Origin of the sequence: Pseudomonas sp. D3-27 (assembly GCF_051132165.1) — a bacterium.
In the GTDB taxonomy this organism is placed as follows: domain Bacteria; phylum Pseudomonadota; class Gammaproteobacteria; order Pseudomonadales; family Pseudomonadaceae; genus Aquipseudomonas.
Map to the genome: position 1 here is coordinate 1,695,138 of NZ_CP071667.1, position 23,310 is coordinate 1,718,447.

Sequence of the window (23,310 nt, forward strand, 5' to 3'; positions counted from 1 at the left end):
TAGACGGGTTACCGGAAATACTTTTCGATCAAAAGTGGCGTTCCTCTGCCGCTTGGACGATACCCGCTTTTCACAACGGAGCAAGGACGAAGCAAATGGCAGTGATTAATGGGACAAGCGGCGTAGATACGCTGGCCGGAAGCAGCGGGGATGATGAGATTTTTGGTTTAGGTTCGAATGATATTCTCTGGGGCAGTGCTGGGGCGGACAAACTGGATGGGGGAACGGGCGTTGATACGGTGGATTATTCCGCATCGACGGCTGCCATTAACATTGATCTTCGTAACGGTGTCGGCAGGGCTGGCATCGGTGGCGATGCGGAAGGCGATACGTTATTGGCGGTGGAAAAAGTGATCGGGACGGCTTTCGACGACACTTTCACCAGCGCGATCGGTAACGTGACATTTGAAGGGGGTAATGGGAACGATATCTACAACGTTGCCACCACCGGCGTGAAGATCATCGAGCAGGACAATGGCGGCTTCGACGAACTGCTTACTAGCGCCGCAACGACCACCATGGACGTGTTCGTAGAAAAAATGGTGTACACGGGCACGGGCTCTTTTACCGGTTACGGCAGCGCCAGTGACAACATCATTATCGGCGGTGCAAACAACGACGTGTTGTTTGGTGGTGATGGCGCAGATCAGTTTTTCGGTGGCGCGGGGCTTGATGTGGTTGGTTATATTGACAGCAAAGTTGCCGTGAACATCAACCTCAAGACTGGCATCCATTCTGGGATTGCCGCGGGCGATACCTTCACCGATATTGAAGTCATTCGTGGTACAGGCGCTGCTGACACCGTGGTAGCGGATGACCGGGCAATTGGCTTTGACGGTGGCGCGGGTATCGACACCATGGACTACTCTGGATCTTCTGCTGCCATTGACGTCGACATCCGCAACGGTGTTGGCAGGGCTGGCATCGGTGGTGACGCGGAAGGCGACACGTTAGCGGCGGTGGAAAAAGTCATCGGCACGGCTTTCAATGACACTTTCACCAGCGCGATCGGTAATGTGACATTTGACGGGGGCGCAGGAAACGATATCTACAACGTTGCTACCAGCGGCGTGAAGATCATCGAGCAGGACAATGGCGGCTTCGACGAACTGCGTACTAGCGCCGCAACGACCACCATGGATGTGTTCGTCGAAAAAATGGTGTACACGGGCACGGGCTCTTTTACCGGTTACGGTAGCGCCAGTGACAACATCATTATCGGCGGTGCAAACAACGACGTGTTGTTTGGTGGTGATGGCGCAGATCAGTTTTTCGGTGGCGCGGGGCTTGACGTGGTTGGTTATATTGACAGCAAAGTTGCCGTGAACATCAACCTCAAGACTGGCATCCATTCTGGGATTGCCGCGGGCGATACCTTCACCGACATTGAAGTCATTCGTGGTACAGGCGCTGCTGACACCGTGGTGGCGGATGACCGGGCAATTGGCTTTGACGGTGGCGCGGGTATCGACACGATGGACTACTCTGGATCTTCTGCTGCCATTGACGTCGACATCCGCAACGGTGTTGGCAGGGCTGGCATCGGTGGTGACGCGGAAGGCGACACGTTAGCGGCGGTGGAAAAAGTCATCGGGACGGCTTTCGATGACACTTTCACCAGCGCGATCACCAACGTGACTTTTGAAGGCGGTTCCGGCAACGATATCTACAACATTGCTACCACCAATGTGAAGATCATTGAGCAGGACAATGGCGGCTTCGACGAACTGCGTACTAGCGCCGCAACGACCACCATGGATGTGTTCGTCGAAAAAATGGTGTACACGGGCACGGGCTCTTTTACCGGTTACGGTAGCGCCAGTGACAACATCATTATCGGCGGTGCAAACAACGACGTGTTGTTTGGTGGTGATGGCGCAGATCAGTTTTTCGGTGGCGCGGGGCTTGACGTGGTTGGTTATATTGACAGCAAAGTTGCCGTGAACATCAACCTCAAGACTGGCATCCATTCTGGGATTGCGGCGGGCGATACCTTCACCGACATTGAAGTCATTCGTGGTACAGGCGCTGCTGACACCGTGGTGGCGGATGACCGGGCAATTGGCTTTGACGGTGGCGCGGGTATCGACACCATGGACTACTCTGGATCTTCTGCTGCCATTGACGTCGACATCCGCAACGGTGTTGGCAGGGCTGGCATCGGTGGTGACGCGGAAGGGGACACGTTAGCGGCGGTGGAAAAAGTCATCGGGACGGCTTTCGATGACACTTTCACCAGCGCGATCACCAACGTGACTTTTGAAGGCGGTTCCGGCAACGATATCTACAACATTGCTACCACCAATGTGAAGATCATTGAGCAGGACAATGGCGGCTTCGACGAACTGCGTACTAGCGCCGCAACGACCACCATGGATGTGTTCGTCGAAAAAATGGTGTACACGGGCACGGGCTCTTTTACCGGTTACGGTAGCGCCAGTGACAACATCATTATCGGCGGTGCAAACAACGACGTGTTGTTTGGTGGTGATGGCGCAGATCAGTTTTTCGGTGGCGCGGGGCTTGATGTGGTTGGTTATATTGACAGCAAAGTTGCCGTGAACATCAACCTCAAGACTGGCATCCATTCTGGGATTGCCGCGGGTGATACCTTCACCGACATTGAAGTCATTCGTGGTACAGGCGCTGCTGACACCTTTATCGGTGGCTCGCAAGCGATGGGCCTTGATGGAGCGCTGGGTACAGACTTGGCCAGCTATGAACAGTCCTCCAGCGCGGTGACCATCGATTTGACAACCAATGTGAATGCCGGCGATGCGGCTGGCGATACGTTTACCGCGATCGAAATCTATCAGGGATCGGGCTTCGATGACACCCTGCTGGGCTCTGCTAAAGCCGACATTTTTATTGGTGGTGCGGGCGCCGACGTCATCAATGGTCGCGATGGTGTGGACCAAGCGTGGTACATCAACAGTGCTGCCGCTGTGGATATCAACCTTCAGACGGGCATTCACCAGGGAGGCGACGCCCAGGGCGATGTGCTGACTAACATCGAGCGGGTCATGGGCAGCCAGTTCAATGACTCCATGACAGGAGACAGCCTGGCTAACTGGCTGGAGGGCGGGTTGGGCAGCGACATCATCTACGGGGGCGATGGCGCCGATTACATCTATGGCGGCTTGTACACGGCTACAGGCCCGATGCTTCCCGGTAGCTCTACCAACGTTGCCCAGGCCGATCAGCTCTATGGTGGCCTCGGCAATGATTCGATCACCACGGCCAGCCTGGACACCGGCACAGTGGCTTATGGCGAGGCTGGCAGCGACGGTATCGCGGTGTTCAGCGGCACTGCTGACGGTGGGGCCGGCAACGATGTTCTGTTGGGCAAAGGGTATGGTTTCCGCTTATTGGGCGGGGCAGGCGATGACACTTTGACTGTCGCTGAAGGTGGTCAAGGGTTCGTCAATGGGGGCCAGGATGACGATACCTACGTCATTGATACCTACGGTCAAGTCTCGATCAAGGATGACGGCGCAGGAGGATTTGATCGGGTGATGCTGAATGGAATGGAGTCGATGGACACGATAACGACCGTACGAAGTGGCAATGATGCCTATATCTTCAACACCTCCAGCTACCATTCTGGCCAACCTCTTTCGGACATGGGCGTGAAGCTGCAGGACTGGTATGCGGGCTTTAACACCATCGAACAGTTCCATACGGCCAATGGGGATGTCTTTACGATCCCCGCATAACACCTGCGTGAGCTCCTTCTAGCCTGGGGAGCTTGATCAAGAACAGGGCTACAGGAGCGCCTTTGGGTCTTATTGACCCAGAGGCGTTTTTATTTTGCCCGCAGCTTGGGCGCAATCTTACGCAGCCGAGTCCTGCCGTAGGCGGACTGTCTGGTGCGGAACTTGCAGTCCAGCGCAAAGCGCTCGAAGAGCGTCAAGTTTCCATACGACCTCTGTCATCCAGTCAGTATTGACTGGGGACATGGATGTCATGAAAAACCAAGGGATGGATAACAGTTGAAACCCCCTAACGCTGTCAGCGCGCCTGTTGTCGCGCCTCCATTGAAATCGGCACTGCGCCGGGGGCTGATAGGCGCCGCGCTGTTTTCCGGGGTGATTAATATCCTGGCGCTGATTGGCCCGGTGTTCATGCTGGAAGTGTATGACCGGGTGATTCCCAGCCAAAGCGTCCCGACCCTGGTCGCCCTGGGGCTGCTGGCGCTGGGGGTTTATGCGCTTTCAGGCCTGCTGGACATAATTCGCTCCCGAGTCATGGTGCGAATTGCTTCCTCGCTGGATCTGACGCTCTCTTCGAGAGTCTTCAACATGATTGCCGGCGCTTCGCTGAAAACGCCGATTACCGGAGACGCTTTGAAACCGGCCCAGGAGCTAGACCAGATCCGCAGTTTTATTGGTGGTCCGGGACTTATGGCATTTTTCGATTTGCCGTGGATGCCGGTTTACCTCGCGATCTGCTTTTATATTCACCCGCTCTTTGGTTTTTTGACCGTCGGCCTGATGATTATCCTCATCGGTCTGACCCTGATCACTGACCGGCAAACCCGCAAACTGATGCTAGCGTCGGCCGAGGCGTTGAACAAGCGCAATCATCTGGGCCAGCAAGCTCACCAGAACGCCGAAGCACTGATGGCCATGGGCATGTTGGCCAATACGTCGACCATCTGGCAGAAGAATCACAGCACCTTCATCACCCTACAACGACGCTCGATCGACATCGGCGGCTTTTACGGTGGCATTTCTAAAACCCTGCGCCAGGTCGTTCAGTCGGCCGCCCTGGCCTTGGGGGCGTGGCTGGTGATCCAAGGCGACTTGAGCGGCGGCACAATGATCGCGGCCTCGATCATCGTGGCGCGGACCCTGGCGCCAGCGGAGCAGGTCATTGCCACGTGGCGTAGCCTGTTGGGTGCCCAGATCGCCTGGAAGAAGCTGTTGGAAGTGTTCTCTCTGTTTCCGGATGCACAGAGCAAGACCGAATTGCCCGCTGCCTATCGCAGTTTGCAGGTCGAAAATGTTTTTGCCGCGCCGCCCGGCGTGCAAAGCCTGACCTTGCAAAATATCCACTTCATGGTCGCCGCGGGCACTGCCGTTGGTGTGGTAGGGCCGAGCGCATCGGGCAAGTCGTCATTGGCGCGGGTGCTGGTCAACGCCTGGGCGCCGGCTCGCGGACATGTCCGGCTCGACGGCGCGCCGCTGGAGCTGCTGACCGAACAGGCGCGAGGCAAGTTGATCGGTTATCTGCCGCAATGCGTTGGGCTGTTTACCGGAACTGTCGCCCAGAACATCGCTCGGCTAGACCCTTCGGCACCGGACAGTGCGATCGTCAGCGCAGCGCAATTGGCTGGGGTCCATGAGTTGATTCTGCAACTGCCCCAAGGCTATGAAACCCAAGTGGGGGAAGGTGGGGTCAACCTCTCGGCCGGTCAGCGACAACGGGTGGCACTGGCCAGGGCTCTATTTGGTGATCCGTTCCTGGTGGTGCTGGACGAGCCAAATTCAAACCTCGATGCCGAAGGTGAACAGGCGCTTGCCAAGGCCATCCTGGCACTCAAGGCCCGTGGCGCAATCGTGGTGGTGATTGCCCATCGCACCAGTATCTTGTCGGTGATTGACCATGTGTTGATTCTCGAAAACGGCATGCAGGCAGCTTTTGGTCCCAAGGATGTCGTCCTTAAAAGGCCGCCTGCGCCAGCTCCCCGGCCCACCACCAATGTCGCGGAATTGGGAGTGTCCAACTGATGCAGACCGATCAAGAAGCCAATCTGACCGATTCTTTATCCAGTCATCTGCGTTGGGGGGCAGTGTCATTGGTGCTGCTGCTCGGCGGAAGCCTGGCTTGGGCGATGCTGACCAACCTGTCTAGTGCAGTCGTTGCTTCGGGGGTGGTGGCCGTGGAGGGCAGCGTTAAGACGATCCAGCATCCTACTGGAGGTGTGGTGGCCGAATTGCTGATCAAGGAAGGGCAGGCAGTCGCGGCAGGGGACGTGTTGTTGCGTCTAGATGCCACCTTGCCAGCCGCCAGCCAGGCCATCGTAAGCAAGTCTTTGAATCAGGCCTGGGCCCGTCTGGCTCGCCTGGAGGCCGAGCGGGACAATGCCAGCGAAGTGATGGTGCCGAAAGAGCTACTGAGTCGTATGAGCTTGGAAGAGGCCAAGACAGTCATGGCCAGCGAGCAGCAACTGTTCATCGACCGCCGCGCTTCCCGGGAAGGGCAGAAGAAGCAACTGCGCGAGCGTGTCCAGCAACTCAACGAAACCATTGCCGGCCACGACCTCCAGCAAAAAACCAAGCTTGAGGAAATCGAACTGATTGATAGCGAATACCAAGCCGTCAAAAAGCTGTTCGACAAAGGAATGATGACCCTCGACCGAGTTAATGCCCTGGCTCGAGGTATTGCCCGCTTGCGCGGAGAGCGGGGACAGTTGATGGCGTCCATTGCCGAGGCGCGGGGCAAGATCGCCGAAACCGAGTTGCAACGACTTCAGGTTGACCAGACTTTCCGCAGTGAAGTGTCCCAGGAACTGAGGGATTTGCTGGCCCGTCAGGGCGAGTTGATCGAGCGGGAAATCACTGCCAGTGATCAGCTCAAACGCATCGACATCACCTCGCCGATTGCTGGGCGCGTGCAGCAATTGGCCGTGCACACAATCGGTGGCGTCATCTCACCGGCCGAGGGGCTCATGCAGATCGTACCCGCCGACGATGAACTGCTGGTGGAGGCGAAAATCAGTGCCCAGGACATCGACCAACTAACGGTTGGACAATCTGCGACCTTGCGCTTGAGTGCGTTCAACCGCAGCACCACCCCGGAACTGACCGGCACCGTGGTGCGGCTGTCAGCGGATCTGATTCAGGATGAGCGCACCGGGGTGGGGTTTTATCGGGCGGGCATCAAGATTCCTCAAAGTGAACTGGCAAAATTGCAAGGGCTAGCCTTAGTGCCGGGAATGCCGGTTGAGTCGATGATTCAGACCGGCTCCAGAAACGTCATGTCTTACCTGCTTAAACCGATCAGCGACCATGCCCAACGAGCATTCAGAGAGGGCTAGTTCTTACGCCGAATGTCTTGGTGAGGTTATAAACGTTATAGTTTAGATACCAGCATTTGCTGGCGCGTTTCCTGCAAGCCCCCCTCATATCGCCATAAAACGAGCGCTCGCGGCCTTTCGCAGCGCCGAAATCGGCATTGAAGGTGTAATCCCCGCGTCCGCAAAGCGAAACAACGCTTGGTCGAGCCCGGTGATGAACAAGAGGGGAGACGATGAAGGCAGTTATCTTGGCAGGTGGTCTCGGCACGCGGATCAGCGAGGAGTCGCACCTCAAGCCCAAGCCGATGATCGAGATCGGTGGCAAGCCAATTCTTTGGCACATCATGAAGCAGTATTCCGCCCATGGAATCCACGACTTCGTGATCTGCCTGGGCTACAAGGGCTATGCCATCAAGGATTTCTTCGCCAACTACTTCCTGCACACCTCCGACGTTACCTTCGACATGTGCAACAACCGCATGGACGTTCACCAGAACTACAGTGAACCGTGGCGTGTGACCTTGATCGACACTGGTGATGACACCATGACCGGTGGGCGACTGCGTCGGGCGGCGCGTTACCTGGAGAATGAAGAGGCGTTCTGCTTCACCTATGGCGACGGTGTGTCGGATCTCAATATTGGCGCGCTGGTGGATTTTCATTTGTCCCACGGCAAGCTTGCCACGGTGACAGCCGTCCAGCCGCCTGGACGTTACGGTGCGCTGGAGCGCAACGGCGATTCTGTCCTCGGGTTTACCGAAAAACCGCGAGGCGATGGCGGTTGGATCAATGGCGGATTCTTCGTGCTTTCGCCCAAGGTGTTGCCTTATATCGCTGACGATCAGACCTCATGGGAAGCCGAACCGCTGGCGACGCTGGCAGCGCAGGAGCAACTCAACGCTTTCCAGCACGACGGTTTCTGGCATCCGATGGACACCTTGCGGGACAAGAACCACCTCGAAGCCCTGTGGCAAAGCGGCGAGGCCCCATGGAAGCAATGGTCTTGAACCCTGAGTTCTGGCGTGGCAAGCGCGTACTGGTCACAGGCCATACCGGCTTCAAGGGCAGTTGGCTGACGCTGTGGCTGCAAAGCCTCGGGGCCAAGGTCAGTGGTTTTTCCCTCGACCCCGCCACCCAGCCGAACCTGTTCGAGTTGGCCCGCGTGAGCGAGGGCATCGATGACCGGCGCGGTGACTTGCGCGACCTCGGCGCCTTGCTGGAACTGCTGGCCGACGTGCAGCCGGAGATCGTCCTGCACCTCGCCGCTCAGCCGCTGGTGCGCGAAGGTTACCGGGACCCATTGGGCACGTATTCCAGCAACGTCATGGGCACTCTCAACCTGCTGGAAGCGGTTCGCCAGGTGGGTGGCGTCAAGGCATGTGTACTGGTTACCACCGACAAGGTCTACGCCAACCAGGAATGGTTATGGCCCTACCGCGAAAACGAGCCTTTGGGCGGTCATGATCCTTATAGCAGCAGCAAGGCCTGCTGCGAATTGCTGGCGCAGTCTTATGCCGCCTCATTCTTTTCGGCTGAGCGCTATGCCGAGCATGGCCTTGCTCTGGCCACGGCGCGGGCCGGCAATGTGCTGGGCGGCGGTGATTTCGCTCCCGAGCGCCTGATTCCCGACGTGCTTAAAGCCTGGTCGGCAGACGAGCCGGTGACGCTGCGTTATCCACAGGCCGTTCGTCCGTGGCAGCACGCCCTGGAACCGTTGGCCGGATACCTATTATTGGCTGAGTGCCTTTATCAGCAGGGACCAGAGTTCGCCGGTGCCTGGAACTTCGGCCCGGGTGAAACCGACATGTGCAGCGTCGGCGAGGTCGTCCAGCTGTTGGCCGAGCGCTGGCCGCAAGCGCCCGGCCTGCGCATCGAGCCGAGCGACTTACATGAGGCCGGCCTGTTGCGCCTGGACAGCAGTCGCGCCCGGCAGCTGCTTGGCTGGCAGCCGCGCTGGTCGTTGCAACAATGCCTGGCCCAGACCCTGGATTGGCACTTGGCATGGCAGGACGGCGATGATATGCGTCAAGTCAGCCTCGGCCAACTGAACCTGTATCGAGGGGCGTTGTGAGCGAGTTTTCCTTGATGGCGTTGCCGCTGGCCGGTCTGTTCAGCGTTCAGCACAAACGCTTCGAAGATCAGCGCGGGCATTTCGCCCGGCTGTTCTGCGAAGGTAGCCTGAGCGCATTTGGCCAGCCATTTCATATCCGCCAGATCAACCATTCCTGCACTCGTGAGCGCGGTAGCGTGCGTGGGTTGCATTATCAGAACGCGGCGCAGCCGGAAGCCAAGTTGATCACCTGCCTGCGTGGCGAAGTCTGGGATGTAGCCGTGGATCTGCGTCCCGATTCCGAGACGTTTTTGCATTGGCATGCCGAGCACTTGAAGGCTGGCGATGGCCGCAGCCTGTTGATCCCGGCCGGGTTTGCCCATGGCTTCCAGACCCTGACCGAAGACGCCGAGCTGCTTTACTTGCACAGTGCCGACTACGCTCCCGAGCACGAGGGCGGCCTGTCGGTGAATGATCCGCGGCTGGCGATTGCTTGGCCGCTGCCTGTCAATAATCTGTCGAGCCGGGACAGCAACCATCCCTTGCTCGACGAGCGTTTCGCTGGAGTGCGTCTATGAACTGTCGAGGTTGCGGAACTGCCCTGGCTTTGCCTTTGATCGATCTTGGTACTTCGCCGCCATCCAACGCCTATGTGCGGGCCGACCAACTGGATCAGGCCGAGCAGTGGATGCCGCTCAAGGTCGCGGTGTGCCAGCAATGCTGGTTGGTGCAGACCGAGGACTACACCCGCGCGGACACATTGTTCGACGCTGAGTACGCCTATTTCAGTTCGTTCTCCAGCACCTGGCTGGCCCACGCCGAGCGCTACGTTGCCGAGATGGTGGAGCGCTTCGAATTGAGTGCAGACAGTCGCGTGGTGGAAATTGCCGCCAATGATGGCTACCTGTTGCAGTACGTGGCCAAGCGCGGTATTCCCTGCCTGGGCGTCGAGCCGACGCGCAGCACCGCCGAGGCGGCTCGTGCCAAAGGCCTGGTGATCCGCGAGTTGTTCTTTGGTCGCGAAACGGCCACGCAACTGATCGGCGAAGGCTGGGCAGCGGATTTGATGGCGGCCAACAACGTGTTGGCCCACGTGCCGGACATCAACGATTTCCTCGCCGGCTTCGCCACACTGCTCAAGCCAACCGGCGTCGCCACGTTCGAGTTTCCGCAACTGCTGACATTGATGGCCGGGCAGCAATTCGACACGCTGTACCACGAGCATTTTTCCTACTTGTCGCTGACCTCCGTGCAAACCCTGTGCGAGCGCAACGGGCTGGAAGTATTCGATGTCAGCCGGTTGTCGACCCATGGCGGTTCGTTGCGAGTCTTCGTCCAGCGTGCCGACGGAGTGCGGCGTTCGATCCAGTCCTCGGTGCAGCAACAATTGCAGGCCGAACAGGAGGCTGGCGTGAAGACCGCCGCGTACTACGCCACCCTGGCGCCGGCTGCCGAAGCGATCAAGCATGGCTTGCTGCGTTTCCTTTTGCAGGCCAAGGCCGACGGCAAGCGTGTGGTGGGCTACGGCGCAGCGGCCAAGGGCAATACATTGCTGAATTATGCGGGGGTCAGGCCCGACCTGCTGGCATGGGTAGCCGATGCCAATCCACACAAACAAGGTAAATACTTGCCGGGCAGTCGCATTCCCATAGTGGCGCCTGAGCGTATTGCCGCCGAGAAGCCTGATTACATTCTCGTCCTGCCTTGGAACCTGCTGAGCGAAGTCAGCCAGCAGTTGGAAGAGGTGCGTGGGTGGGGTGGCCGATTTGTAGTCGCCGTACCTGAGTTGACGCTCCTATGAAGGTGCTGGTGACGGGGGCAACCGGATTTGTGGGTCGACATCTCGTCGAAGCTCTGCTCGCGCGTGGTTGCCAGGTTCGGGCCGTTGCGCGTCGGATCGAGCCGGCCGAGGCGCTGCCCTGGTTCGACCGTGTTGAATTCGTCGCGGCCGATGTCCATTCCAAAGAGCTGGACGTCGCTGCATTGGTCAAGGGTGTCGATGCCTTGGCGCACCTGGCGTGGCCGGGATTGCCGAATTACCAGGCCCTCCTTCATTTCGAACATAACCTGATGGCCGATTATCAATTCATCAAACAGGTAGTCGTGGCGGGGGTGGGACAGGTGCTGGTCACGGGTACCTGTTTTGAATATGGCCTGCAGAGCGGGCCGCTTGACGAGAAGACTGCGCCACAACCGTCCAACCCTTACGGCTTGGCAAAAAATACCTTGCGCCTGTTTCTTGAACACCTGCAACGCGAGCATTCGTTTACGTTGCAGTGGGTACGCTTGTTCTATTTGCACGGCATCGGTCAGAACCCCAACAGCCTGCTCGCGGCGCTGGACCGGGCCATCGATGCCCAAGCGCCGGTATTCGATATGTCGGGTGGCGAGCAGTTGCGCGATTACCTGGCCATCGAAACAGCGAGTGCTTATATGGCGGGTCTGCTGTCGCTGCGCGAATTCAATGGTGTCGTCAATTGCTCAAGTGGCGAACCGGTGTCGGTTCGCGCACTGGTAGAAGCACGCCTGCGCGAGCGTGGCGCGGCCATTCGCCTGAACTTGGGCCATTATCCCTATCCGACCCACGAACCCATGGCGTTCTGGGGCGTGGCCGAACGTTTGCAAACCTTGTTGGGAGCCGAACATGACGCGTGAGCTGTACCGGGCCGCCGGCCTTCCGGTTCTGCAGAACCGTACCTTCGCCGATGAGCAGTCGGCCAGAGCCTCGGCGAGTGCCGACATGGTGTTGGTTCAGGACGACGTGAGCGGGTTGGTTTTCAACCAAGCGTTCGATGCGGACAAGCTCAGCTATGACAGCGACTACCAGAATGAACAGGCCCACTCCGGTCAGTTCCAGAAGCATCTCGCTGACGTGGAAGGCATCATCGCCAGGCATTTCAGCGGTCAGGACTTGATCGAGGTCGGTTGCGGCAAAGGCTATTTCCTGGAACTGCTCAAGGAACGTGGTTATGCGATCACGGGTATCGACCCTGCCTATGAGGGCGACAACGCCGACGTGATCAAGGCGCCGTTCACTCGCGATCTGGGCCTGTCGGCCGACGCGGTCGTGCTACGTCACGTGCTGGAGCATATTCAGGATCCGGTGGCTTTCCTTGCAGAAATCTCAGCGGCCAACCAGGGCGGACAGATTTACATTGAAGTGCCGTGCCTGGACTGGATCCTGGAGCATCGTGCCTGGTTCGACCTGTTCTATGAGCACGTGAACTATTTCCGCCTCGATGACCTGCGCCGGATGTTTGGCACGGTGCATGAGGCCGGGCACCTGTTCGGCGGTCAGTACCTGTACATCGTTGCCGATCTGGCCACGTTGCGCCTGGAGCCGGAGCAACCCGTTCCAGCCTTGCAAATGCCAGACGAATTCACCGCCAGCCTCAGTCGCGCCGTGCAGATCGTTCAGGCCGCGCCGCAACAAGGCTCGGCGATCTGGGGGGCATCCTCCAAAGGGGTGATCTACTCGCTATTCCTGCAACGAGCCGGTGTAGCGGTGGACTGCGTGGTGGATATCAACCCGGCCAAGCAGGGGCGATATCTGCCGCTGTCGGGCGCCCGGGTGTCTTCGCCGCAAGAAGCCATGAATGCATTGCCCGAAGGCGCCAACCTGTTCGTAATGAATTCCAATTACCTCGAAGAGATCAAGCGGATGACCGGTGGGCGCTACGTCTACCACGCCGTTGATAGCGCTTCGTTCCAATAACCGCGAGATTCGAAAAATGACTGACAACACTATCCATACAGCTTTCGAAGCCCAATGCCAGACCGAAATCGCCGGGCAAGGCCAAGATCAGAAACTCGTCGGCTTGGCCAAGGAGTTTTTCAACGAGTCGGCCCGCCACAAGTACAGCTACCATTTTTCATGGATGGGCCGGCCAATCATCCAACTGCCGCAGGACATGATGGCCATGCAGGAACTGATCTGGCAGATCAAGCCTGACCTGATCATCGAATGCGGTATCGCCCACGGCGGTTCGATCATCTATTACGCTTCGTTGCTGGAGTTGCAAGGCCACGGCGAAGTATTGGGCATCGACCTGGATATCCGCCCGCACAACCGTGAAGCCATCGAGAGCCATCCGATGAGCAAGCGCATCTCGATGATCGAGGGTTCGAGCATCGATCCGGCCATTGCCGAGCAGGTCCATGCAGCGGCCAAAGGCAAGAAAGTTATTCTGGTACTCGACTCCAACCACACCCATGACCATGTCCTCGAAGAACTGCGCCTGTACGCGCCGCTGGTTTCGGTGGGCAGCTACTGCGTGGTGATGGACACGGTGGTGGAAGACATGCCGGCGGACTTCTTCCCGGATCGCCCATGGGGCCCGGGCGACAACCCGAAAACCGCTGTGTGGAAATACCTCGAAGAAAACGACAGCTTCGAAATCGACCAGCAACTGCAGAACAAGCTGCTGATCACCGTTGCGCCGGATGGTTATCTGCGTCGGGTTCGTTAATCCATCCGTTTAAGTCATTGGCGTCTGGCAGGTTGTGGGGACTAGGAAATATGCAGGTTCGAAATATGCTTCAAAACAACGTGGCACCGCTGAGCGAGCGGTTCACCGTGGTAGTCATCTCCCACAACCGCAGCGCATTTCTGCGCCGCACATTGCATTACTACAGCAGCTATCCGTGTTCGGTACTGGTATTGGACTCGTCGGTGGAGCGCGATGATCGGATCGCCGAGGATTTTCCGTCGGTCGATTACCGCCACTTGCCCCAGTTCACCTACAAAGGGCTTCAGGAAAAATTGACCTACGGTGTCAACCAGGTCAAAACGCCTTATATGGTGTTCGCCGCCGACGACGATTTCCTGCTGCATGATGCCTTGACCGAATCGGTTGAGTTTCTCGAAGCCAACCCCGACTACGGCCTTTGCCACGGCTACGGCATCATGTATTTGTCCTGCGCAGCAGAAGTCTGCTACTTCCGCCGTGACCGCAAGGTGCATGAGGACTACGACAGCGAACTGGCCGAGGACCGTGTGATCCGTTTCATGGATCAATTCCTGCCGCCGTTCTACGCCGTGACCCGCACTGACTTGCTGCAACAGTGGTACGGCATGTTGCCGCCTGGCACCAGTTTCGAGTGGCAGGAGATCGGCCATACCTTTTACTTGCTGGCTTGTGCCAAGGCGCGGATCCTGCCGATTCCGTTCGCCGTGCGCGAACTCAACTACGGCGGTTCCGAACACAACACCAACGTCCTGACGGTGTTGAGTTACAAAGACGCCAAAAGCGTCGCCGAGCGTGAGCAGTTCGCCGAGTTCCTGGCATCGGTGCCGACCCAGCTCAGCGAGCAGGCTCCGGAACGCATCAAGCAGATTGCCCTGGACAGTTTTGCGGCCATGGCCGACTGCCTGCAGCAAGGGCGTTCGCTCAAGGGCACGCAGATTATCCGTTCGGCCTGGTTGGAGGCCGGTGGTGAGCCGGTTCGTTCGTTTGGCCCACAGCAATTTGTTGAAATGCCTTTCTACAATCAACGGGTCTTCGATCTTCTGACTCACTTTGAATTCCTGCTGCATGCCATGCCAGCCGGCCGCCTTCAGCTTCAACAATTGGAAGGCATTCTGCTGCGTCAGCATGAGCTGATGCGTGTGCAACCAAACGATAACGAGCGCACCCTACGCAGCCGTCTGTGGGAAGCCCAAGGCCTGTACGCGTTCAACCGCACCGTGATCAAGCGCCTAGCCGAGTCGTTGAAAAGCAGCGATGAGCCTGATGAGGCAGTGAAACTTCAGGCCTGGGCCGAGCGCCTGGACTCGGTGCCGGGTCAGCAAGAGCGCCGGTTACTGGAAAACATGCACTCCGGCCGTTTGTTGAATTGGCTTGAGGCGCGTAATCCAGATGCGCAGCAGCTCAAGTCCATCGCGGCGCACCTGGCCGAGCATCAAGGCGGCCCGCGGTTCGGCATCTTGTTGCTGGACCTGGACGCTGACATGTTCAAGCTGCAGGCGACCTTCGACAGCCTGGTCAACGGTCATAGCAAGGCGTTCAACGTGGTGGTTTTCACCACCGGCGACCTGCCGGCGACCACCACCGTGCGCGACACCGTGCACTTCGTCAAAGTCAGCACTGGCAATTATGTCGAGCGCATCAACCAGATCATCGGGCAGTCCTCCGCCGACTGGATGGTACTGGCCGAGGCTGGCGACCAGTTCACCGAAAGCGGTCTGCTGCGCGCCAGTCTTGAACTGATCGGCGCCGATGGCGTGCGTGCCGTGGCCATGGACGAAATCCAGCGTAAGGCCGACGGCAGCCTGGTCGATGTGTTCCGTCCTGGCGTCAATCTTGACTTCCTGCAATCGGTGCCTTCGCTGATGGCGCGGCATTGGCTGATTCGTCGTGACGTGCTGGTACAGGCACGCGGTTTTACGCCTGAATACACCCAGGCGTTGGAGTTGGACGTGTTGTTGCGTCTGATCGAAGAGGCGGGGCTTGCCGGCCTGGCGCATCTGTCCGAGCCGTTGCTGATCTGCAATGCCCCGGCGCAAGAGGAAAATGCCCAGGAGCGTCAAGTACTGACGCGCCACTTGGCGGCCCGGGGTTATCGCGCCCAGGTCACCTCGGCGCAACCGCTGACCTATCAAATCGACTACCAGCATGCCGAGCGGCCGTTGGTATCGATCATTCTCGAAAGCCGGGACAACTTCGAACAGATTCAACAGGCGCTGGTCAGCGTGCTGCAGCGCACCCGTTATCATCGCCATGAAATCCTGATCGCAGATAATCATAGCCAGTCCGAAGCAATGGCCCAGTGGCTCGACAGCCTGGAAGGCAAAGGCGATCGGATCCGTATCCTGCGCAGCGATCGGCGCTTGAGTGCGTCGGCTCTGTACAATTGGGCGGGCGCCCAGGCCAAGGGTGAATACCTGGTGCTGTTGTCGGCCGAGGTGCAAGTGATCAACGCCAACTGGCTCGACAGCTTGCTCAACCAGGCCCAGCGACCGGAAGTGGGGATCGTCGGCAGCAAACAGATGGATGTTCGCGGCATCACCACTCAGGCTGGCCTGGTGCTCAAGCCCGATGGCCAGGTGGCCTCGGTGTTCGTTGGCGAACGCAAGGACGCCAAGGGTTATCTCAATGGCCATCAGGCGGAACAGAACTACTCTGCGGTGTCCGGCGTTTGCCTGATGATTCGTAAGGATTTGTTCGAAGCCGTAGGCGGCCTGGACGAAGAACATTTCGCCGAGGCCTTTGCCGACGTCGACCTTTGTCTGAAAGTAGCTGACGCAGGCTATCTCACGGTCTGGACACCCCAGGCGCAGATGCTGCACGCCGGTACGGTCCCCGATGCGCCGGAGGCACTCGATGCCCTATGCAAAAAGTGGCAGGCGCGTTTCGAACACGACGCGGTCCGTAACCCGAACCTGGCCTTGACGGACAAAGGTTTTGCGCTGGGTACCGCCACGGCTGTCGACTGGGCGCGGTTGCTGGCATAGCCCGATGCCTCCTTCCATTGTCGTATAAGCCCTCGCAAAAAGGGCTTATTCGGCAATTTAGCGTGACCTGCGAGTCATAACGCGCATCTTCACTGTATTGTATTGACCGGGAAGATGGCGCCTGGCCCTTATCAGGACCGGTGATAGCCCTTTACACTTCCCGTTTGTCGGCGCCCCTCGATTCCTTGCGAGCGGTGGTATTGGGCTGTTTTTGATTGGGAAGCCGTAATGATTGGCATAAAAAGCATTGCGAGCTACGTTCCTGTAGCCGGCGTGGACAATTACGCACAAGGTGCAAAATTTGAAAAGGATGAAGAGTTCATCCTCGGCAAGATCGGTTCCGCCTTCTTGCCACGCAAGGATGACGGCCAGGAAACCTCGGATCTGTGCGTCGAAGCGGCCAATGCGCTGTTTGCCAATAATCCCGATCTGAAGCGCGAATCCATTGACGTGCTGATCGTCGTCACCCAGAACGGCGATGAAGAAGGGTTGCCCCACACGGCGGCTATCGTTCAGGACAAGCTCGGCCTGCCCACCAGCGTAGCGGCGTTCGATATATCCCTGGGTTGCTCGGGTTATGTCTATGGCATCTACGCCATCAAGGGCTTCATGGAAGCCGCTGGCCTGAAGAATGGCCTGTTGGTAACCGCCGACCCATACTCGAAAATCGTCGACCCGGAAGATCGCAACACCACGATGCTGTTCGGTGATGCCGCCACGGCGACGTGGATGGGCGAGGATGCGCCGTGGCAACTGGGCAAGGCAAAGTTCGGCACCGACGGCTCCGGTGCGCCGCACCTGAAGGTCAGCGACGGCGTATTCTTCATGAACGGTCGCCAGGTGTTCAACTTCGCGTTGCTCAAGGTGCCGGCACATTTGCATGAGTTGCTCGCCGATTCCGATCTGCAACCCAGTGACATCGATGCGTTCTGCATTCATCAAGGCAGCGCCGCAATCGTCGATGCCGTGGCGCGGCGTTTCGAAGGCGAGCCGGAGAAGTTCATCAAGGACATGGTCGAGACCGGCAACACCGTGTCGTCGAGTATTCCGCTCTTGCTGGAGAAGCACGTGCTCGATTCCGACTGGAAGCGAGTGGCGTTGAGTGGCTTTGGCGTGGGCTTGTCATGGGGCTCGGCGATCATCTATCGCCCTTGAGCGCCTAAAACCCAGGCACAAAAATAGCGTCCAAGGTGTAACCTTGAACGCTATTTTTTTGCCTGGTGCAAAAGCGAGACGCCATGAGCGAGTATTTTGAGCGCAATCTACAGGTGATCCAGCGGCGTTGGCCTGCACTGGCCGAGCGCTTGCTGCTGGAAGACGTGGGTAGATTGCAAGCTGATCTGGTGGAGGGCATTGGTTCGACCCTGAGTATCAATGGAATCCAACTGACCAGCCGACATGACCGTCTTGCCGAGGCGGAGCTGCAGGCCGCCAGTCTGCCTTTGGACGCTTGCGTCGTGCACGTCTACGGAACCGGGCTGGGCGACCTGCAAAACCGTTTGCTGGAACGGGCAGGGCTCGAGCGGTTGTATGTCCATGTGCTCAATGGCGCGGTGTTTGCCTTGGTATTGCAGGTGCTGGATCAGATGCCATGGCTTGCCGATCCCAGGGTGGTATTGCTCTACGCGGGAGATCTGACGGAAATCCAGCTGCCATTCTTCGCACTCCCCGCCGAGCTGGTACTGGCCGATGATTACAGTGCCAAGATTCGCGATCGGTTGATCAGTGAAGTTCATCTGGACTTCACCAACCGAACGTTCGACCCCAAGGCTCCCGAGGTCGTCGAGCGGCTGCAATCGACGTTCAATCTTGTACAGGGCGACCGCGATGTTGCCGAGCTGTTCGGCGCATTCCAGGGGCGTGAGGTATTCGTCGTTGCCACCGGCCCGAGCCTTGAGCACCATTTCGACAGGCTGCGCCGCGTGAGCGAGCGAGCTGAGCGACCGTTGTTGATTTGTGTCGATACGGCTTACCGACCGTTGATCAATCACGGCATCCGTCCTGATGTCGTGGTCAGCATCGACCAGCGTATCTCGGGGCGTCATCTTCCGCCTGAGCAAACCGAAGGCATTGCCCTTGTTTATCTGCCCATGGCCGACCCCTTAGTGATTCAGGCATGGCGGGGGCCGCGCTACGCCGGTTATTCCTCCAGTCCCGTCTACCGCCAGATGCGTGAGCGACTCTGCCGGGCCGAACTTCATGTGGGCGGGAGCGTGATTCATCCAGCGGTCGATTTAGCGGTGCAAATGGGCGCTGCGCAAATCACGCTGTTTGGTGCCGATTTTGCCTTCCCCCATGACAAGACTCACGCAGGATGGGGCGATGGCGATTTGGGGCCGCAGTTGGGGGCGTCAAGGCATTGGGTGCTCGATGGGCATGGACGGCGCGTCAAGACCCAGCTCAACTTTCGCAGCTACCTCTGTGAACTGGAGCGTTTCATTGCCAGGCACCCCAACGTACGCTTCTTCAACAGCAGTCGGGACGGGGCGATGATCGTCGGCACCGATTTCCATCCGGAGTACGTGCAATGACCACGCTTGATGAGGCACTCATTGATGCCCGCGCATGCGCGCGCCTGTTTCGACTAGGGCGGGATGTTGAGGCGGGGTTGGCGATGGTCACGCTGATCGAGTCGGCGCAGCCCCTGGTCGAACGGATGCCAGGCGATGTCCTCTCGTCGTGGAACGCGCTGCTTGCCCTGATGCTCGATGATCAACAGGCGCAGAATTGGGTTTCGCTGGCCGATTATCTTGAGTACGAGTGGGTCCAGCTGCTGACCGCTGGTCACTCCATCTAGCTACTTTTCGCAGCTTTCCCGCTGTCATGCGCTTCCAGCGACGTCAGCGGCGTTTCCCTGACGCCATTTTTTCACCCTTGAATCGCAGCCAAGTCCTTGATTTACGAGGGGTGGCACCCTGATGGCAAAATTTTTGAAAAATCTGCTAAAGCAAGTTCCGAATACGACGATAACTATTACGAAGGTTCTCTAGGCCACACCCGGCGGTTGCCAGGGCCGGAAGCCGCAGTACCCAACCAACGAGGAATTCGTCATGGCTTTAACAGTAAACACCAACGTCACATCGTTGAACGTTCAGAAGAACCTGAACAAGGCTTCCGATGCTCTGTCCACTTCGATGACCCGCCTGTCGTCCGGCCTGAAAATCAACAGTGCCAAAGACGACGCCGCCGGCCTGCAGATCTCCACTCGTATGACTTCGCAAATCCGCGGTCAGACTGTTGCGATCAAGAACGCCAACGACGGTATCTCCATCGCTCAGACCGCTGAAGGCGCTCTGCAGGAATCCACCAACATTCTGCAGCGTATGCGTGAACTGGCCGTACAGGCACGAAACGACAACAACGGTACAGCTGACCGTGATGCTCTGAACAAAGAATTTGCTCAGATGTCGGACGAGCTGACTCGTATCGCTGATTCGACCAACCTCAACGGCAAGAACCTGATCGACGGTTCCGCTGGCACCATGACCTTCCAGGTCGGTTCCAACACTGGTGCTACCAACCAGATCACTCTGACCCTGAGCGACAGCTTCGACGCTGCTACCCTGAGCGTTGACTCTGGTGCCATCGCGATCAGTGCTGCAGACAGCGCCGAAGCCGAAACCAACACCTCTGCTGCAATCGACGCGATCGACGCTGCTTTGGCGACCATCAACGCCAGCCGTGCGGACCTCGGTGCTGCCCAGAACCGTCTGACCAGCACCATCTCCAACCTGCAGAACATCAACGAAAACGCCGCTGCTGCACTGGGTCGCGTACAAGACACCGACTTCGCTGCTGAAACTGCCCAGCTGACCAAGCAGCAGACTCTGCAACAAGCTTCCACTTCGGTTCTGGCCCAGGCTAACCAACTGCCGTCCGCTGTACTGAAGCTGCTTCAGTAATAGTCGGATGAGTTTTAGCGGGGGAGTGCGCTTGCGTACTCTCTCGCTTTTTCCGTTCAAGAGGTGATGGACATGGATATGAGCGTGAAGCTGAACTTGTCTTATCCGGCGGCGAAACCGGCGCCTAGTGTGGCCGATAAGCCGGTGGAGAAGCCTCGGGCCGAGATGGCTGTGGTAGCTCCGGTCAAAGAAGTCCCTAAGGATGCTGCTGCCGAGCAGGACAAACTCAAGAAAGCCGTTCAGGAAATCGAGAAGTTCGTTCAGTCGGTCAAGCGTAACCTGGAGTTCTCTATCGATGAGCCTTCAGGCAAAGTAGTGGTCAAAGTGATCGCCAGTGGTTCCGGTGAAGTGATTCGCCAGATCCCGAACGAAGAAGTTCTGAAACTGGCCAACAGTTTGAATGATGCAAACAGCTTGTTGTTCAGCGCTGAAGCCTGACAACCGGCACGAATTCTGTTGTTATGTTCTTTTGGACGTTGTAAAGGTCAAAAGGCCGGCGACACACTGAAGGGAGTCCCACATGGCAAGTCCAATTCTACCTGGCTTGGGTTTAGGCTCTGGCCTTGATACCACTGCTATCGTCAAGGCACTGGTTGATTCTGACAAAGCGGCCAAGCAAGGTCAGATTGATCGTGCCACCAAGATCAATACGGCCAATATTTCGGGGATCGGCACCCTGAAGTCGCTGTTGGCTACCTTCCAATCCACGCTGAAAAGCCTGGGCAGCACGACTACGCCTCAATTTACCGGGGTTTCCGCGACTTCGGCCAACACCAGCGCGTTGACGGTGACAGCCGGCAACTCGGCGGTTAGCGGCACTTACACGGTAAACGTTACTCAGTTGGCAACCTCGTCGAAAGTTGCGACGGCTGCTTTCGCCGGTGGTGCTTCCAGTGCTGTGGAGACCGGTACGCTGACCATCAGTCAAGGAGACACGGATTACACCCTTGATATACCTGCTGATTCGACGCTGCAGTCGGTTCGGGACGCCATCAACAGTAAGTACTCGTCCAGCGGTCTGACCGCCAACATCGTGACCGACAGCTTTGGTTCACGCCTGGTGGTCGGCTCGACTAAAACCGGTGCGGGTAACGATATCTCCCTCAGCGGCATTGCCAGCCTCGCAGCTGATGGCTCCGTAGCCATGGCCTCATCACCCACCGCGACTTCTTCGGGGTCGCTGGGGTTTGCCAAGGACGCTATTTTCACTGTTGACGGCTTGGCAATGACCAGCCCGACCAACAAGCTGGATAACGTGGTCTCGGGCTTGAGCATGACGTTACTCGTCGAGGACACTGGCCCGACAGTCGTTACCGTCGCTACCAACGCCGACGGCCTTAAAGCTTCGATCCAGAAGTTCGTCGACGCTTATAATGCTGTTGCTAAGGCCGTGACGTCCCTGACCAAGCCGACCACAGATGCTGAGGGTAACTCGGTTCCAGCGGCCTTGACCGGTGACTCGTTGCCTCGCTCGCTTTTGGCGGCCATTCGCGCGCCTTTGTCTGAGACCGGGGCAGGTGACAAGCTGACGGTTCTTTCTCAGTTGGGAATCACCACCAATCAGACGACCGGGGCTCTGGATTTCGACAGTGGGAAATTCACCTCTGCGTTGAATGACAAACAGTTGGGTGGGGAGATCCAGACACTGTTTGTAGGTGAGAATGGCCTGCTTGAGCGCATGGATAACGCCATCAAGCCGTACACTGAAGGCAAAACGGGTGTGGGCGGTATCGGGGGCTCAGAGGCTATCCTGACTACTCGCTCCAAGAACCTCGACATCATCAAGACGAAGCTGTTCGAAGATCAGCAGGCTCTTGATCGCCGAATCGAAACCCTCACCGCCGTACTGACCAAAAAGTACAACGACATGGATACCCTCGTCGGCAAGCTGAAAGCCACTGCCAGTAACATCACCTCGATGTTTGAAGCGATGACGGCACAACAGAAGAACAGCTGATTTTCGACCGATACAAAAAGCCCGGCAGCGTTTTGACAACGCTCCGGGCTTTCGGCTTTTCGGTCTAAAGTTTTTTGACACAGCGTCGATACGCTGTTTATACGAACCGAAGTTTTTGATGAGGTAGAACATGAATCCGATGTTAGCCCTTCGCCAATACCAGAAGATTGGCGCCCAGGCGCAAACCTCCGAAGCAAGTCCCCATCGTCTCGTGCAGATGCTCATGGAAGGTGGGTTGGACCGTATCGCCCAGGCCAAGGGCGCTATGGAGCGCAAGGACATAGCCAACAAAGGCGTACTGATCAGTAAGGCCATCGGTATCGTGGGTGGCCTGCGTGAAGGCTTGGATCTGGAAAACCAGGCCGAGTCGGTAGCCGAGTTGGATGCTCTTTACACCTACATGATGAAACGTCTCGCCGAAGCCAACGCCAAGACCGATCCGAAGATCCTCGACGAAGTTGCTGATCTACTGCGCACGGTCAAGGAAGGCTGGGACGGTATCGCGCCACCTGGCCCGCAATTCTGAGGAATAAGCTCATGAGTCTTGTCTTGCAGCGCATAGAACAAACCCGAGATGCCCTGGTTGATGCCCTGGCTGAGCGCAATTGGGAGGCCATCGGTCAATTGGATCTGGCGTGCCGTTCCTGCATGGAAGACGTCATGGGCGAGTCCGAGGTGGACGAGGCGGCGTTGCGTAACAACCTGGAAGAGTTGCTTGGCGTGTATCGGCAGTTGCTGGATGCCGCGACGGGGGAACGTCAGGCGATCGTGAACGAAATGTCACAGATTAACCAGGCACAGAACGCGGCGAAGGTTTATCACCTGTTCGGATGATTTAATTTTCATTTAATCCGAACAAAGTGCGCCATAAATTTGACTGTGCACGATTTTTTGACTTAACTAGTGGCTGTTTACAGATTTCAGGCG

General features: G+C 57.7%; 19 protein-coding genes. All 19 read left to right on the forward strand.

Going from position 1 to position 23,310, the window contains the following annotated elements:
• Window positions 1-95 precede the first annotated feature (95 nt).
• The 19 genes from J3P92_RS07960 (at window position 96) to J3P92_RS08050 (ending at window position 23,217) form a co-directional block, all read left to right on the forward strand.
• Window positions 96-3,716, forward strand: a complete 3,621-nt coding sequence (locus J3P92_RS07960) for a beta strand repeat-containing protein (protein ID WP_434650306.1) — start codon at window positions 96-98, stop codon at window positions 3,714-3,716.
• A 276-nt stretch (window positions 3,717-3,992) separates the two neighbouring features.
• Entirely contained in the window at window positions 3,993-5,732 is a 1,740-nt protein-coding gene (locus J3P92_RS07965) for a type I secretion system permease/ATPase (RefSeq protein WP_434610245.1), read from the forward strand.
• On the forward strand, window positions 5,732-7,042 hold the full coding sequence (locus tag J3P92_RS07970; RefSeq protein ID WP_434650308.1) for an HlyD family type I secretion periplasmic adaptor subunit: 1,311 nt from the start codon (window positions 5,732-5,734) through the stop codon (window positions 7,040-7,042). Before J3P92_RS07965 ends, J3P92_RS07970 begins: the two co-directional genes overlap by 1 nt.
• Before the next feature lie 212 nt (window positions 7,043-7,254).
• Complete coding sequence (gene rfbF, locus J3P92_RS07975; RefSeq protein WP_420767398.1) at window positions 7,255-8,028, forward strand: glucose-1-phosphate cytidylyltransferase; 774 nt, start codon at window positions 7,255-7,257, stop codon at window positions 8,026-8,028.
• Window positions 8,010-9,092 carry a CDP-glucose 4,6-dehydratase gene (gene rfbG, locus J3P92_RS07980; RefSeq protein WP_434610249.1) on the forward strand — a complete coding sequence of 361 codons (1,083 nt, stop codon included), beginning with the start codon at window positions 8,010-8,012 and terminating at the stop codon, window positions 9,090-9,092. The genes rfbF and rfbG overlap by 19 nt, the downstream gene beginning before the upstream one ends.
• Entirely contained in the window at window positions 9,089-9,649 is a 561-nt protein-coding gene (rfbC, locus tag J3P92_RS07985; RefSeq protein WP_434562972.1) for a dTDP-4-dehydrorhamnose 3,5-epimerase, read from the forward strand. Before rfbG ends, rfbC begins: the two co-directional genes overlap by 4 nt.
• Complete coding sequence (locus J3P92_RS07990; protein WP_434650310.1) at window positions 9,646-10,872, forward strand: methyltransferase domain-containing protein; 1,227 nt, start codon at window positions 9,646-9,648, stop codon at window positions 10,870-10,872. The genes rfbC and J3P92_RS07990 overlap by 4 nt, the downstream gene beginning before the upstream one ends.
• On the forward strand, window positions 10,869-11,726 hold the full coding sequence (locus J3P92_RS07995) for an NAD-dependent epimerase/dehydratase family protein (RefSeq protein ID WP_434650313.1): 858 nt from the start codon (window positions 10,869-10,871) through the stop codon (window positions 11,724-11,726). Before J3P92_RS07990 ends, J3P92_RS07995 begins: the two co-directional genes overlap by 4 nt.
• The gene (locus J3P92_RS08000; protein ID WP_434650315.1) at window positions 11,716-12,786 is read left to right on the forward strand and encodes a class I SAM-dependent methyltransferase; all 1,071 of its coding nucleotides are present in this window, start codon (window positions 11,716-11,718) and stop codon (window positions 12,784-12,786) included. The genes J3P92_RS07995 and J3P92_RS08000 overlap by 11 nt, the downstream gene beginning before the upstream one ends.
• A 16-nt stretch (window positions 12,787-12,802) precedes the next feature.
• On the forward strand, window positions 12,803-13,540 hold the full coding sequence (locus J3P92_RS08005; protein ID WP_420767392.1) for a cephalosporin hydroxylase family protein: 738 nt from the start codon (window positions 12,803-12,805) through the stop codon (window positions 13,538-13,540).
• 50 nt (window positions 13,541-13,590) lie between these two features.
• Window positions 13,591-16,524: a TIGR00180 family glycosyltransferase gene (locus J3P92_RS08010; RefSeq protein ID WP_434650317.1), complete on the forward strand. Its 2,934-nt coding sequence runs from the start codon at window positions 13,591-13,593 to the stop codon at window positions 16,522-16,524.
• Between the two features lie 228 nt (window positions 16,525-16,752).
• Complete coding sequence (locus J3P92_RS08015; protein WP_217860066.1) at window positions 16,753-17,679, forward strand: ketoacyl-ACP synthase III; 927 nt, start codon at window positions 16,753-16,755, stop codon at window positions 17,677-17,679.
• Between the two features lie 83 nt (window positions 17,680-17,762).
• Window positions 17,763-19,055: a motility associated factor glycosyltransferase family protein gene (locus J3P92_RS08020; protein ID WP_434650319.1), complete on the forward strand. Its 1,293-nt coding sequence runs from the start codon at window positions 17,763-17,765 to the stop codon at window positions 19,053-19,055.
• On the forward strand, window positions 19,052-19,321 hold the full coding sequence (locus J3P92_RS08025) for a hypothetical protein (RefSeq protein WP_434562994.1): 270 nt from the start codon (window positions 19,052-19,054) through the stop codon (window positions 19,319-19,321). Before J3P92_RS08020 ends, J3P92_RS08025 begins: the two co-directional genes overlap by 4 nt.
• Window positions 19,322-19,574: 253 nt before the next feature.
• Window positions 19,575-20,426 (forward strand): flagellin domain-containing protein, encoded by an 852-nt coding sequence (locus tag J3P92_RS08030; RefSeq protein ID WP_079305252.1) that lies wholly within the window; start codon window positions 19,575-19,577, stop codon window positions 20,424-20,426.
• A gap of 72 nt (window positions 20,427-20,498) precedes the next feature.
• Window positions 20,499-20,864, forward strand: coding sequence for a flagellar protein FlaG (locus tag J3P92_RS08035; RefSeq protein ID WP_434650321.1), 366 nt, complete (start codon window positions 20,499-20,501; stop codon window positions 20,862-20,864).
• A gap of 82 nt (window positions 20,865-20,946) precedes the next feature.
• Window positions 20,947-22,383, forward strand: a complete 1,437-nt coding sequence (gene fliD / locus J3P92_RS08040; protein ID WP_434563000.1) for a flagellar filament capping protein FliD — start codon at window positions 20,947-20,949, stop codon at window positions 22,381-22,383.
• Between the two features lie 130 nt (window positions 22,384-22,513).
• On the forward strand, window positions 22,514-22,909 hold the full coding sequence (gene fliS / locus J3P92_RS08045) for a flagellar export chaperone FliS (protein WP_092222857.1): 396 nt from the start codon (window positions 22,514-22,516) through the stop codon (window positions 22,907-22,909).
• A gap of 11 nt (window positions 22,910-22,920) precedes the next feature.
• On the forward strand, window positions 22,921-23,217 hold the full coding sequence (locus J3P92_RS08050; protein WP_420767383.1) for a flagellar protein FliT: 297 nt from the start codon (window positions 22,921-22,923) through the stop codon (window positions 23,215-23,217).
• Window positions 23,218-23,310 lie beyond the last annotated feature (93 nt).